Origin of the sequence: Euryhalocaulis sp. (assembly GCF_013911995.1) — a bacterium.
Taxonomy (GTDB): Bacteria; Pseudomonadota; Alphaproteobacteria; order Caulobacterales; family Maricaulaceae; genus Euryhalocaulis; species Euryhalocaulis caribicus.
In genome coordinates this window covers 89817-102702 of record NZ_JACESD010000002.1, presented here as the reverse complement: position 1 = coordinate 102702, position 12886 = coordinate 89817, and the positions used below count along the sequence as shown (strand labels likewise).

General features: G+C 63.2%; 13 protein-coding genes. 6 read left to right on the top strand and 7 right to left on the bottom strand.

Annotated elements, in window-relative coordinates; translation table 11 throughout:
- The first annotated feature begins 4 nt into the window (after nucleotides 1-4).
- The 4 genes from H2040_RS01080 (at nucleotide 5) to lexA (ending at nucleotide 3145) form a co-directional block, all read left to right on the top strand.
- Nucleotides 5-589, top strand: coding sequence for an anthranilate synthase component II (locus H2040_RS01080; RefSeq protein ID WP_287153563.1), 585 nt, complete (start codon nucleotides 5-7; stop codon nucleotides 587-589).
- Nucleotides 586-1599, top strand: a complete 1014-nt coding sequence (gene trpD, locus H2040_RS01075; RefSeq protein WP_287153561.1) for an anthranilate phosphoribosyltransferase — start codon at nucleotides 586-588, stop codon at nucleotides 1597-1599. The genes H2040_RS01080 and trpD overlap by 4 nt, the downstream gene beginning before the upstream one ends.
- A complete protein-coding gene (gene trpC, locus H2040_RS01070; RefSeq protein ID WP_287153559.1) occupies nucleotides 1596-2381 on the top strand; it encodes an indole-3-glycerol phosphate synthase TrpC in 786 nt (261 codons plus the stop codon). The genes trpD and trpC overlap by 4 nt, the downstream gene beginning before the upstream one ends.
- A 77-nt stretch (nucleotides 2382-2458) precedes the next feature.
- Entirely contained in the window at nucleotides 2459-3145 is a 687-nt protein-coding gene (gene lexA / locus H2040_RS01065) for a transcriptional repressor LexA (RefSeq protein ID WP_287153557.1), read from the top strand.
- On the opposite strand, the gene H2040_RS01060 is transcribed toward lexA, so the two are convergent.
- A complete protein-coding gene (locus tag H2040_RS01060) occupies nucleotides 3142-5073 on the bottom strand; it encodes a ComEC/Rec2 family competence protein (RefSeq protein WP_287153555.1) in 1932 nt (643 codons plus the stop codon). The genes lexA and H2040_RS01060 overlap by 4 nt on opposite strands.
- A 205-nt stretch (nucleotides 5074-5278) precedes the next feature.
- Here H2040_RS01060 and gltX point away from each other — a divergent pair, with 205 nt between their 5' ends.
- A complete protein-coding gene (gene gltX, locus H2040_RS01055) occupies nucleotides 5279-6670 on the top strand; it encodes a glutamate--tRNA ligase (RefSeq protein WP_287153553.1) in 1392 nt (463 codons plus the stop codon).
- Nucleotides 6671-6720: 50 nt separating this feature from the next.
- Nucleotides 6721-8025, top strand: a complete 1305-nt coding sequence (gene gltA / locus H2040_RS01050) for a citrate synthase (protein ID WP_022697777.1) — start codon at nucleotides 6721-6723, stop codon at nucleotides 8023-8025.
- On the opposite strand, the gene lpxB is transcribed toward gltA, so the two are convergent.
- The 6 genes from lpxB to H2040_RS01020 are packed head-to-tail and all read right to left on the bottom strand — an operon-like array spanning nucleotide 8022 to nucleotide 12878.
- Nucleotides 8022-9182, bottom strand: coding sequence for a lipid-A-disaccharide synthase (gene lpxB / locus H2040_RS01045; protein WP_287153550.1), 1161 nt, complete (start codon nucleotides 9180-9182; stop codon nucleotides 8022-8024). The genes gltA and lpxB overlap by 4 nt on opposite strands.
- Complete coding sequence (locus H2040_RS01040) at nucleotides 9172-9999, bottom strand: LpxI family protein (protein WP_287153548.1); 828 nt, start codon at nucleotides 9997-9999, stop codon at nucleotides 9172-9174. The genes lpxB and H2040_RS01040 overlap by 11 nt, the downstream gene beginning before the upstream one ends.
- Before the next feature lie 4 nt (nucleotides 10000-10003).
- Complete coding sequence (gene lpxA, locus H2040_RS01035) at nucleotides 10004-10801, bottom strand: acyl-ACP--UDP-N-acetylglucosamine O-acyltransferase (protein ID WP_287153546.1); 798 nt, start codon at nucleotides 10799-10801, stop codon at nucleotides 10004-10006.
- Entirely contained in the window at nucleotides 10798-11217 is a 420-nt protein-coding gene (fabZ, locus tag H2040_RS01030; protein WP_353844765.1) for a 3-hydroxyacyl-ACP dehydratase FabZ, read from the bottom strand. The genes lpxA and fabZ overlap by 4 nt, the downstream gene beginning before the upstream one ends.
- Nucleotides 11218-11240: 23 nt before the next feature.
- A complete protein-coding gene (gene lpxD / locus H2040_RS01025) occupies nucleotides 11241-12269 on the bottom strand; it encodes a UDP-3-O-(3-hydroxymyristoyl)glucosamine N-acyltransferase (protein WP_287153542.1) in 1029 nt (342 codons plus the stop codon).
- Between the two features lie 24 nt (nucleotides 12270-12293).
- Nucleotides 12294-12878, bottom strand: coding sequence for an OmpH/Skp family outer membrane protein (locus H2040_RS01020; protein WP_022697771.1), 585 nt, complete (start codon nucleotides 12876-12878; stop codon nucleotides 12294-12296).
- Nucleotides 12879-12886 lie beyond the last annotated feature (8 nt).

The window sequence follows — 12886 nt, the reverse complement described above, 5'->3', positions numbered from 1 at the left end:
CGCCATGCTGCTGATGATCGATAACTATGACAGCTTCACCTACAACCTCGTCCATTATGCGCTGGAGCTGGGCGCGGACGTAGAGGTCCGCCGCAATGATGCGCTGACCGCCGCCGAGGCGCTGGCCATGAAGCCTCAGGCGATTCTTCTGTCTCCGGGACCATGCAGCCCTGACCAGGCCGGCATCTGTCTGGACCTGATCCGCTCCGCCCCGGAAACCCTGCCGATACTGGGCGTCTGTCTGGGTCATCAGGCCATCGGGCAGGCCTTTGGCGGCAAGGTGGTGCAGGCCAAAACCATCATGCATGGCAAGACCAGCACGATCCGGCATGACGGCACCGGCGTTTTCGACGGCCTGCCCCGCCCGTTCACGGCCACGCGTTATCACAGCCTGGCGGTGGAGCGGGACAACCTTCCGGAAGCGCTGATTGTCAACGCCGATACCGAGGACGGGGAAATCATGGGGTTTCGCCATTCGACCCGTCCCGTCCATGGCGTGCAATTCCATCCGGAATCCATCGCCACGCAGCACGGGCATGACCTGTTACGGAATTTCCTGAACCTCAGCCAGGCAAAGGCGGCGGCATGAGCGCGGTTCAAAGATGCATTGGCCTCTATGCCGACCGGCGACGCGCGCCCGCGGAGGATGTCGAGGCCGCGCTGGGCGAAATCATGGATGGCGCGGCCGACCACGCCCAGATCGCCGCTTTCCTCATGGGCTTGCGAATTCTGGATGCGACTGTCGACGAAATCGAGGCCGGGGTGCGTGTGTTGCGGTCCCGCGCAACGCGCATCGAGACCCCGCACGACATCATTGATACCTGCGGAACGGGCGGCGATGCGGCGGGCAGCTTCAATATCTCGACCGCTGCGGCGCTGATTGCCGCCGGCGCCGGAGCGCGGGTGGCCAAGCATGGCAACCGCGCGGTGTCCTCCAAAAGCGGTTCATCACAGGTTTTGGCTGAGCTGGGTGTCAATATAGAGGCCGATCACGCCGTCGTCGGCCGCTGTATAGACGAGGCGAATGTCGGGTTTCTCTACGCGCCGACCCATCATTCCGCGCTTAAACACGCCGCCCCGGTACGCCGTTCACTGAGCCTGCGCACGCTTTTCAACCTGCTGGGCCCGCTTAGCAATCCCGCGGGCGCGAAGCGGCAGCTTCTGGGCGTTTATGACGCCAAATGGCTGGAGCCGATCGCCGATGCGCTTCGCCGCACCGGCTCCACCCGTGTCTGGGTGGTGCATGGCGCGGACGGAATGGATGAACTGACCACGACCTCCACAACGCGCGTGGCGGAGCTGAAAGACGGCCAGATCCGGCATTTCGAAGTGACCCCGGAAGCCGCCGGACTGAAACGCTCCCTGCCTGACGCCCTGCAGGGCGGCGACCCGGTGCACAATGCGCGGGCGATTGAATCGCTGCTGGCCGGGGAACGCTCCGCCTATCGCGATATTGCGGCGCTGAATGCGGGCGCGGCGCTGGTTATCGCGGAAATCGCGAACAATCTGACCGACGGCGTGGAGATGGCGTTCGCCTCCATTGACGAGGGCAAGGCGCGCGGCGCGCTGGATTCCCTGATTGCGATATCCAACTCATGAACGCGCTGGAGCGGATCAAGGCCTATAAGCTGGAAGAAATCGCGGCGCGCAAAGCGGCGATTTCGGCAAGCGAACTCGAATCGCGCGCCAAAACCGCCTCTCAGCCGCGGGGCTTTGAACGCGCGCTACGCGAGAAAGCACAAAGCGGAACGCCCGCCCTGATCTGTGAAATCAAGAAAGCCAGCCCGTCCGCAGGGTTGATTCGCGCCGATTTCGACCCGCCGGCATTGGCGCGCGCCTATGAATCAGGCGGCGCGGCCTGCCTTTCCGTTCTGACCGATGGGCCGAGCTTTCAGGGCGATGACGCCTATCTTATGGCCGTCAGAGCGGAATCGCCGCTTCCTGCGTTACGCAAGGACTTCCTGTTCGACCCGTGGCAGGTCGCGGAATCCCGCGCGCTGGGGGCTGATTGCATCCTGGTCATTCTCGCCGCGGTGGATGATGCCCTCGCCGCCGACCTCATCGCCGAAGCCAGGCGATGGAAAATGGACGCGCTGGTCGAGATTCATGATCAGGCCGAATTTGACCGCGCCCTGACGCTTTCCAGCCCCCTGCTCGGCATCAATAATCGCGACCTGAAAACCTTCACGACCGATCTGGCAACGACCGAATCACTGGCCTCGCAGGCCCCCCCCGATTCCTTCCTCGTGGGCGAAAGCGGCATTCGACATAGCGGTGATATACAGCGTCTCTGGACCGCCGGCGCGCGCGGGTTCCTGATCGGGGAACACCTGATGCGGCAAGAGAATGTGGAAAGCGCGACACGCGCCCTCCTCGCCTAGTCGGCTCAAGCACTTGACCCCCAAAAAGAACACAAGTAGAACATAGTCGACGTTTCTGATTTGTTCTTGGGGTTCGCATGCTGACCAAAAAACAGAAAGAGCTGCTACTCTTCATCAAAGAGCGCCTCGATCGGGATGGCGTGCCGCCCTCTTATGACGAGATGCGGGAGGCGCTGGATCTTGCTTCCAAATCGGGCATCCACCGGCTGATCACGGCGCTGGAAGAGCGCGGCTTCATCCGCCGTCTGCCGCACCGGGCCCGCGCGCTGGAAATCCTGCGCATGCCGGACGGATCTGTGGAGGCCGGGGCGGCCCGCGAAAAAGGCTTCAAACCCAACGTGATTGAAGGCGGCGGCGCCTATATCGACCGCGGGACTTCATCGATTGACGTACCGATTCTCGGCAAGATCGCCGCCGGCACGCCGATTGAGGCGATCCAGCACGAGACGGACCGTATCGCTGTTTCCCCGGACATGATGGGCGATGGCGAGCATTACGTGCTGGAAATCGAGGGCGATTCCATGGTCGAGGCCGGAATCCTGAACGGCGATTTTGCCGTGATCCGGCGCTGTGACACCGCTCAGACGGGTGAAATCGTGGTTGCGCTGGTCGACGATCAGGAAGCCACGCTCAAACGTCTGCGGAAAAAGGGCGACTCCATCGCTCTGGAAGCGGCCAACCCCGCCTATGAAACGCGGATTTTTGGGCCTGACCGGGTGCGGGTTCAGGGGCGGCTGGTCAGTCTTTTGCGCCGCTACAACTAGGGTTTCGGCGGCTTCCAGCGTGATTCCCGCGCTGTTTTGATCTGAAAACCGTCACCCTTGCGGTAATATGCAACGCCGCCGGCGCGGGTCAGCCGGACCGCGTCGTAAAGTTCGCCCCGGCAAAGCCATGCACTGCGCGCGGCGGCGGGCTCTTCAAAAATCACCAGATCGGCTTGCCGGCATTCCTCTTTCAGCGATCGTCTGCGCTCGATGAGGCTGATTTTCATACCGGAGATTTGCCCGACACAGGCGTCCGCATCGCAATTCATGCGGGTTTTGAGGTCGTGGACCGGTTTTTCCGGATCCTGTCCCAAGCGCCGCGAAAACTGGTCCACGCCATAGCGGGATCTACGCAGGCTTGAGGCATAGAGCTCATCTCCTTCCCGCACGGCGACAACGCCCTGATCTGAAATCCAGAGAAAAGGCTTGGGCGCGGTGCTCCACGCCAGACCTGCGGCGGCCATGACCAACAGGCCAAGGACGCGCGCCAGCCGGCGTCCGCCCACAAGCAGAATGAAACCCGCGGAGTACAAGCCCAACGCCCAACCGGGCCCCGCCGCTGTAAAGGCCAGCGCGTGCGGCGCTTCCGCCGTTTTCCCGCCCACGGCCAGGACCACGTCCATTCCCGAAGCGGCCAGCCGGTAGAACACGCCATCCAGCCCGATCGGCGTCAGAGCCAGACCGATGACGGCCGCAGGCATAACCCAGAGCGTGAAGAACGGCATGGCGGCGAGATTGGCAAACAGCCCGTAGGCCGCCCAGCGATTGAAATGGAAGGCCGCAAATGCGGCGGTCGCAGCGCCCGCGACCAGGCTTGTCGCTGACAGTGACGAGAAAAACTGGATGGGCGCGGGAAGCCTGCGACCGGAGCCGCGCTCCCGAGCAAAATCGAACGCCGCGACCAGCGCCGCAGCGGCCGAAAATGACATCTGGAAGCCGGCCTCAAGCAAAGCTTCCGGCGTGAAGAACAGGACGATCACGGCGGCGACCGCGACATTGCGCAATGTCAAGGCCCGGCGGTCAAAAATGAGCGCAAGAAAGGCCACCAGCAACATGATGAAGGCGCGTTGCGCGGAAACTGGCGCGCCGGAAATGACCAGATAAACCGCCGAGGCCGCAATGGCGGCCATGGCGGCGGGTTTCCGGATATCGTAGCGCCGCGCCAGCGGCTGGATAAGCGCAAGCGACAGGCTGATCACGAAGAAGACGCCCCCGCCCACAAGCGCCATGTGAAGGCCGGAAATCGCCAGCAAGTGCCCCAGCCCCGAGGCGCGAAGCGCCTCGGCGTCCTGATTGTCGATCCCGCTGCGCTCCCCCGTCAGAAGCGCGGCGATTATGGCGCCGGACCCGCTCGGGGCGGCGTCGCGAATGCGGTCGGCCAGACGCCCCCGAATTCGTGAAATGCGGCGTTTGACAGATTGCCAGCCCCGGGTTTCCACATCGGCGGCGTTCATGCCGCCATAGGTGAAGCCTGTCCCGCCAATGCCATCGAACCAGGCGCGCCGCGAGAAATCATAACCGCCCGGCGTCGCCGGCCCCGGCGGCGCGGTCAGTGACATGCGCCCGGAAACGCCGGCGCCGAGGCACGGCGCGGGACGCGGCGTGCGCACCCGGATGCGCTCCGGCGGGGCGTCCACGCCGCTTATCGCCGTCACTTCGATCACCACGCCCGGCCGCCGGCCGGGATCGACGCGGCTAACCCAGCCGGCCACATCATAGCCCCGTTCATATTCTGGCAGTACGGGCGCCGCCGCGCGGTCCACCCGCCACGCAGCGGCGCCCCAGCCCAGCAAACCCCATGCAAGGAGCGCCAACGCCCAGCTGGCGGCCAGGTGTTCAACCCGCCGCCGCGCCGCCAGACGCAGGCCGAGCGCGCCGGCAATAAGAAGCATGATAACCGCCACAGGCAAGGCCGCGGGGCGCGTCATAAAAATGATAACGCCAAGCCCCATAAAGACCGGCGGACCAATACAGGGATCGACGCCGAAACCGGCGCTGGCAAAGCGGTCACGAAGCGGTCCGAGGCGGTCACGCTGCACTGCGGCAAAGCTTCGTCCGCGGCCTATCCATCCCCCCGACAGCATGGTATCAACCGCGCCAAAGCCGCTCAGGCATCAACAGCTCAAAGAGATTATGCCGTCTGAAACCGTCGTTACCCGGTTCGCGCCCTCGCCCACCGGATTCCTCCATATCGGGGGCGCGCGCACCGCGCTTTTCAACTGGTTGTTCGCGCGTGCGAACAACGGAAAATTCCTGATCCGTATCGAGGACACCGACCGCGCGCGCTCCACCCAGGCGGCGGTGGACGCGATTCACGAAGGCCTCGACTGGCTGGGCCTGTCCCCGGACGAGGCCCCCGTCTATCAGTCGAAACAGCAGGATCGTCATACGGAAGCCGCCTATGAATTGCTGGAGCGCGGCGGCGCCTATCGTTGCTATCTGACGCCCGAGGAAGCCGACGCCGAACGCGCCAGAGCACACGAAGCCGGCCATGCCTTCCGATCGCCTTGGCGCGACCGCAACGACACTGGCGAAGGAAGCTTCGTCGTCCGGTTCCGCGCCCCTGATGACGGCGAAACGGTCATTCATGACGAAGTGCAAGACGAAGTCCGGTTCGCGAACAAGACGTTCGACGATCTGGTGCTGCTGCGCGCCGATGGCACGCCCACCTATATGCTGGCCGTCGTCGTCGACGATCATGATATGGGTATCACACATGTCATCCGTGGCGATGATCATCTGGTGAACGCGGCAAGGCAATCGCAAATCTATGATGCGCTGGGCTGGGACAAGCCGGTTTTCGCCCATGTGCCGCTGATTCACGGCGATGACGGCGCCAAACTGTCCAAGCGCCACGGCGCGCTGGGCGTTGAAGCGTATCGCGATATGGGCATGTTGCCGGAAGGCCTGCGCAATTACCTGCTGCGTCTTGGATGGTCGCACGGCGATCAGGAGATTTTCACCGATGACGAGGTGATCAAGGTCTTCGCGCTGGATGCGATCAACAAGGCCGCGCCGCGTCTGGACCTGGAGAAAATGGCGAGCGTCAACGCGCATCATTTGCGCGACGCCGATGACGCGCGTCTTGCCGATCTGGTTATTGCGCGCCTGGAAACCGTAGGTGCCGCTAAAAATCCCGCGCAGAAACGCGATCAGCTGATCGCCGCCATGCCCGCATTGAAGCCGCGCGCCAAAACCATCAATGAACTGGCGGACCAGACCGCCTTTCTGTTTGCATCGCGTCCGCTTGAGATCACGGGAAAGATCGCCAAATCTCTGAATGACGATGCAAAAAAACGGCTGAACCGTCTGAAAGACGCGCTGGGCGCGCTGGATGACTGGTCGGCGCCGGCGCTCGGCGACGCGTTGAAAGCATTCGCAGAAGAAGAAGGCGTTGGTTTCGGCAAGGTCGGAGCGCCGCTGCGGGCGGTACTGACCGCCGGCGCGCCCGCGCCGGACCTGTCAGATACGCTGGCCGCGCTTGGCCGCGATGAATCCCTGGGCCGGATTTCGGACCAGATATAAGAATTTGAGAGGCTCGCTTCGGGCCGCAGACATCAGAACGAGGACGAATAATGGAAAGCAATATCAAAGAAGGCGGCGAAGCGAAGATCGGCCTGAAGGGCGAAAACGTCACTCTGCCCGTCTATAAAGGCACGCTGGGTCCGGACGTCGTCGATGTACGCGGCCTGTACAAGAATTCCGGCGCGTTCACGTTCGATCCCGGATTCGCCTCTACCGCCAGCTGTGAATCCAAGATCACCTTCATCGATGGCGATGAAGGCACCCTGCTCTATCGCGGTTATCCGATCGATCAGCTGGCCGAACAGTCCAACTTCCTGGAAGTCTGCTACCTGCTGCTGAATGGCGAGCTGCCCAAGGGCGACGAGCTGGACACATTCACAGACAGCATCACGCACCACACGATGCTGCACACCCAGTTCGACCAGTTCTTCAATGGTTTCCGCCGCGACGCGCACCCCATGGCGATCATGGTCGGTGCTGTCGGCGCGCTGTCCGCCTTCTATCACGACTCCACGGATATTACGGACCCGCATCAGCGCATGGTGGCGAGCCACCGCATGATCGCGAAAATGCCGACCATCGCGGCGCGCGCCTATAAGTACCACATCGGCCAGCCCTTCATCACGCCGAGCAACGATCTCAGCTATGCCGAAAATTTCCTGCGCATGTGCTTTGCCGTGCCGGCAGAAGATTACGAAGTAAGCCCGACTCTGGTCCGCGCCATGGACCGGATTTTCACGCTGCACGCCGATCACGAGCAGAACGCCTCCACTTCCACGGTGCGTCTGGCCGGCTCCTCCGGCGCCAATCCGTTTGCCTGTATCGCGGCGGGCGTGGCGTGCCTGTGGGGTCCCGCGCATGGCGGCGCCAACGAGGCGGCGCTGAAGATGCTGGCGGAAATCGGCAGCGTCGACCGGATTCCGGAATATATCGACAAGGCCAAGGACAAGAACGATCCGTTCCGCCTGATGGGCTTTGGTCATCGCGTCTACAAGAACTACGACCCGCGCGCCAAGGTGATGCAAAAAACCGCGCACGAAGTTCTGGGCGAGCTGGGCATCAAGGACGACCCGCTTCTCGATATCGCCATGGAGCTGGAGAAGATCGCTCTGGAAGACGAATATTTCGTCGAGAAGAAGCTCTACCCGAACATCGACTTCTATTCGGGCATCACGCTGAAAGCGATGGGCTTCCCGACTTCCATGTTCACGGTGCTGTTTGCGCTGGCCCGCACGGTCGGCTGGATCGCGCAGTGGCAGGAAATGCTGGAAGATCCGAACCAGCGCATCGGCCGTCCGCGCCAGCTGTACACCGGCGCTACGGAGCGCGACTACACGGCGCTCTCCAGCCGCTAGGCGATCAGTTCCAGAATGATGCGGGCCGCGGTCTCTGACGGCGGCGCGCCATCGCCTTTCATTTCAAGCGCCGTCTGCCGCAGCAGGCGGCGCTTTTCATTGCGCAACGCATCATTGCCCAGAAGGTCCCGGGCCGCTGCGCACAGCGCCTCGCCCGTGCATTCATCCTGAACGAACTCAGGCATCAATTCTTCGTTCGCCGCGATATTCACCAGTGAAATATAGGGCGCCTGCATCAGACGTTTTGCGATGAAGTGGGTCAGTGGCGAGAGGCGATAGCCAACCACAGCGGGCACGCCCGCCAGCGCCAGTTCCGAAGTTACCGTGCCGGAACAGGCAATGGCCGCGTCCGCGGCGGCGAACGCGTCATAGCGATCATTTTCGCCCACCACTATGGCCCCGCTCAAAGCGGGGCTTCCGGCGAGCCTGGGCTTGAGGAGCGGTCTGATTGAGTCAGCGACCGGGACGATCAGACGCAAGCCCGGCTGTTGCGCGACAAGGCTGGCTGCCGCGGCTTCGAAAGGTTCAAAAAGACGTTCGATCTCCGCGCTCCGGGACCCGAACAGGATCATCAGAACAGGATCATCGGGCGCAAGGCCATGCGTCACGCGGAACGATGTTCCATCGCCGGAGTCTGAACCCCGCCACAGCGCCGGATTGCCGACGAAGCTGGTCTTCAGCCCCTCATCTTCAAACAAGGGCGCGTCGAATGGGTGAATGGTCAGAAGATGGTCGACCGCATCCGCCAGCGTGCGCGCGCGGCCGGGACGCGTCGCCCAGACCTGTGGCCCGACATATTTCACGAGCTTTATGTGCGGAGCGCGTTTCCGGACGCGCTGCGCCACCCTCAACGTAAACCCCCAGGAATCGATCAGCACGACCGCGTCAGGCGCGGCGCGAACGATATCTTCCGCGGTCTCATCCGCCCGCCGGACAACGCGCGGATAGGCTTTTATGCCCTCGATAAAGCCCAGGACAGACAGATCAGAAATATCGAACAGCGACTCCACGCCCTGCCCCGCCATGCGCGCGCCACCCACGCCGCTCAACGCAATCTCATCGGCTTGCGCATGCAGAGCCGCGGCCAGTTCCGCGCCCAGCGCGTCCCCGGACGCCTCTGCGGCGACCAGATAGATATGCGGGCTTCTAGCGCGCACGGTCTGGAGCAACGCCCATGACGAATATGCCTGCGGCGTCCGCGGCGGCGGCGACGGCGGCCTTGTTGATGATCAACGCGCCGCCCGCTTCCACCGCGATGCCGGCCAGTCCGGCCGCCGCCGCGCCCTGAACGGTCTGGACGCCGATCGCCGGGAGGTCGACCCGGCGATCTTGAACCGGCTTGGGCGCCTTGGCGAGAACGCCGCGGGGCTGGTCCGCGGATCCGCGCAAGCGCGAAGGCAGACCGGCAACCCGGCGCAGCATGGCGTCCGTGCCTTCCTGCGCCTCAACCGCCAGGACAAGACCGTCGCAAGCCACAGCCGCCTGCCCGATATCAAGCGCGCCAATGGCGCGGGCGGCGGCAATCGCTGTCTCAATGTCGGTTTTATCCGCCTCGCGAGGCTCTGTTCCTGTCAGCAGGACAGGCTCCGCCAGCAGGGTTTCCAGGGCGGACTCGACCGGGACGATTTCGAACCCTTCACGCTCGAATTCGGCGAGGACGGCGCGCAACAGCGCATCATCGCCGCGCGTGGCGGCGGCGATGATGCGCGGCAAGGCACGGGCGCCGCGCCAGTCCGGCTTGAGCGTGGAAAAATCAGGCCGGTCGACATAGCCGGCAAACATAACCCGCGCGACGCCGGCTGATTTCAGGGCCTCGATAACGCCGCCCAACTGACCCAGCGAGAATTCCCCGCCCGGACGGCCCTCCAGCGCCGGATCGGCGAGGCCCTTCAAACGGACGACGTAAATCTCCTCATCGGTCCCGTCAGCTATCGCGACGGGCAGCTCTCCCGCGCCGGCGATCAGGCCGAGCATGACGCTAATCCCGATCTGGCAGGCAGAGCGGGCGTTCCGCCTCGCCGCTGATGAAATCGACGATTTCCATGACTTCAGGCCTGTCGGCAAACAGCGATTTGGCGTCTGCGATGCGCTCCTTGAATGTGCCCTCCCGCGCGAACAGCAGGCGGTAGGCCGCGCGCAGGTCGTGAATGGTCTGGCGCGAAAATCCGCGGCGCTTCAGGCCGACAAGGTTGAGACCCGCCAGACGCGCCGTATTGCCCTGGACCATGCCGAAAGGAATGACGTCATTTGTCAGGATGGCGCCGCCCGCGACGAAAGAGTGCCGGCCGATGCGGCAATGCTGATGCACGGCGGCCAGTCCGCCCAGCATCACATAATCGCCGATCTGCACATAACCGCCCAATGTGCCGTTATTGGCGAAGGTGACACGGTCGCCGATGATGCAGTCATGGGCGATGTGCGAACCGATCATGTAGTAGCCGTCATCGCCGACGCGCGTTTCCCCGCGCCCGACGCCGGTGCCGGGATGCATCGTGACATGTTCGCGGATGATGTTGCGCTGGCCGATGATCAGGCGCGTGTCCTCGCCCTTGTACTTGAAATCCTGCGGCGGAAACCCCAGCGCGCTGAACGGATGAACGACCGTGTCTTCCCCGATTGTCGTGCGGCCTGACACGGTGACATGGGAGATCAGCTGGACGCGCGGCTTGAGCGTGACCCGCGGGCCAACCGTGCAGTAGGACCCGATAACCACGCCGTCATGCAACTCGGCCGCGGGGTCCACGATAGCTGTGGGATCAATACGGGGAGCGTTCATCGCGCGCCCTCCACGAACTTTGCGGCGAAACTGGCTTCCGCCGCCTTGTTTTCTCCGACCCAGGCCTCGCCCTGGAATTTGTAGAGGCCATGCCGCGTATTCAGCAATTTGACCGGCAGCTTCAGCGTGTCGCCGGGCGCGACCGGACGGCGGAACCGGGCGCGCTCCACAGTGGCGAACAATATGACACCGGAGGCCGGGTCTACATCCAGAGACTTTGCAGCCAACGCCGCGCCAGTCTGCGCCATGGCTTCAAGGATCAGAACGCCGGGCATGACGGGTTTGCCGGGAAAATGGCCCGGAAAATAAGGCTCGTCAGGCGTGACATTCTTGACCCCGGTCAGGCTTTCGCCCTCCTGAAAATCTTCGGCGTGATCGATCAGGAGAAATGGATCGCGATGGGGTATCCACTTCATCAGTTCATTACGATCGAGATCGGTCACTTATTGCCCTTCTTTCGATTGCCGGACAGGCGCTCCAGCGTCGCCACCTCGCGGAAAAAACTGCGCGCCGGCTTGGCGGGCGACCCAAGCCAGGTCTCGCCCGCCGGAACATCGCGCATCAGCGCGGCGTCTGCGCCAAGGCGGGCATTGTCGCCCACCGAAATATGGTCGCCGACACCGACCCGGCCGCCAAACATCACCCCGTCGCCGATGACGCAGCTGCCGGAAACGCCGGCAAAAGCCGCCATCAGGCAGCGCTCGCCGATCCGGACATTATGCGCGATATGGCAGTGATTATCGATTTTGGTGGCGCGGCCTATGACGGTGTCGTCCAGGCGCCCGCGATCTATCGTGCACACCGATCCGACGCGCACATCTTGGCCGATGATGACGCGGCCGATATGCGGCGCTTCCACCAGCCCTTCGGCGCTTTCTACAATGCCAAAACCCGTGCCGCCGATCACCGCATTCGCGCCGATGCTCACATTCGCGCCGACAATCGAAAAGCTGAGCTGGGCACCGCCGCCGATATGAGTCCCCTCGCCGATCTCCACGCCCGGCCCGATGACGGCATAGGGTCCGATTTCGACATTCGGCCCGATGGACGCGCCCGGCCCGACTACCACGCCATGGGCCAGCCTTGCGGTCTCATGGATATCCGCGCCGGCGGATACGGGAGAATCGGGAAAGAAGATATCGCGCGGCCGGAAAAGCGCGCCCAGCGCCTTGGAAAAGGCCGCTTCAGGATGGGTAACGATCAGGGCGCTGGCGCCGGATTTCAGGCAGGCGTCCAGCAGGTCTTCCTGGATGAACACTGCGCCCGCGCCGGTTTCAGGCAATGTACGCGACGGTTCTGCGCCATAGCAAAAGGCGATGGTTTGTTCGCCGGCGCGCTCAAGAGAGTCCGCGTCAGACAAAACGGCTGGAGCGCGGGATCCACGCTCCAGCCGGGACTGTGTCAAATCCGCGAGTGTCTCAATCGATAACGGTTCGAGGCGTTCATAAAAGCGATCGTCGACCGGCACCGGCTCACCCGCGAAATGTTTTTGTTACTGCTGCTGCGCTTGCGCGGCCTGCTGTTCTGGCAGGCGCACGCGCGTGACGTCCACCGTCGTCAGCTGCGCGTCGAGACGGCTGATGACATCAGCAGTCACGTCCGTGCTGTTCGCCGAATAGACGACATTGCCCTGATTCAGAACAACCAGAGCGCCGCGTTCTTCCGCAACGCTGGAGATGATCGGCTGAAGCGCTTCGCCGACCGGACGCAGAGCCTGCGCTTCGGTCGCCTGAAGCTCGCGGATCGCCTTCTGTTGCGCACGCTGGAATTCCTGACCTTGCGTCTGCAGGTCCTGAATACGCTGCATGAGGTCCGGCCGCTGCTGCAGGGACTCAGACGTCAGCGCCTGGGTTTCCGCATTCAGGCGCTGGCCTTCCTGCTCGATCGGGGCGCGCTGCGCGGCCAGTTCCTGATCGATTTGAGCGCCAATCGCCTCGATGCGCGTGGCAATATGTTTGCCAACGGCGGATTCCGTCAGCACGCGTTCACGATTGAGCGTGAGCACTTGCTGCGCGGAAGCCACGCTGACGAACGTGATGAAGATGGCCGCGGTAAGCGCGGCGATTCTGACGAACATGTCTGTTC

Excerpts from the sequence above, each read along its gene's own strand:
- H2040_RS01080 (WP_287153563.1), top strand. The coding sequence starts at position 5 with ATGCTGCTGATGATCGATAACTATGACAGCTTCACCTACAACCTCGTC.
- trpD (WP_287153561.1), top strand. The coding sequence starts at position 586 with ATGAGCGCGGTTCAAAGATGCATTGGCCTCTATGCCGACCGGCGACGC.
- trpC (WP_287153559.1), top strand. The coding sequence starts at position 1,596 with ATGAACGCGCTGGAGCGGATCAAGGCCTATAAGCTGGAAGAAATCGCG.
- lexA (WP_287153557.1), top strand. The coding sequence starts at position 2,459 with ATGCTGACCAAAAAACAGAAAGAGCTGCTACTCTTCATCAAAGAGCGC.
- H2040_RS01060 (WP_287153555.1), bottom strand. The coding sequence starts at position 5,073 with ATGACGCGCCCCGCGGCCTTGCCTGTGGCGGTTATCATGCTTCTTATT.
- gltX (WP_287153553.1), top strand. The coding sequence starts at position 5,279 with ATGCCGTCTGAAACCGTCGTTACCCGGTTCGCGCCCTCGCCCACCGGA.
- gltA (WP_022697777.1), top strand. The coding sequence starts at position 6,721 with ATGGAAAGCAATATCAAAGAAGGCGGCGAAGCGAAGATCGGCCTGAAG.
- H2040_RS01040 (WP_287153548.1), bottom strand. The coding sequence starts at position 9,999 with ATGCTCGGCCTGATCGCCGGCGCGGGAGAGCTGCCCGTCGCGATAGCT.
- lpxA (WP_287153546.1), bottom strand. The coding sequence starts at position 10,801 with ATGAACGCTCCCCGTATTGATCCCACAGCTATCGTGGACCCCGCGGCC.
- fabZ (WP_353844765.1), bottom strand. The coding sequence starts at position 11,217 with ATGAAGTGGATACCCCATCGCGATCCATTTCTCCTGATCGATCACGCC.
- H2040_RS01020 (WP_022697771.1), bottom strand. The coding sequence starts at position 12,878 with ATGTTCGTCAGAATCGCCGCGCTTACCGCGGCCATCTTCATCACGTTC.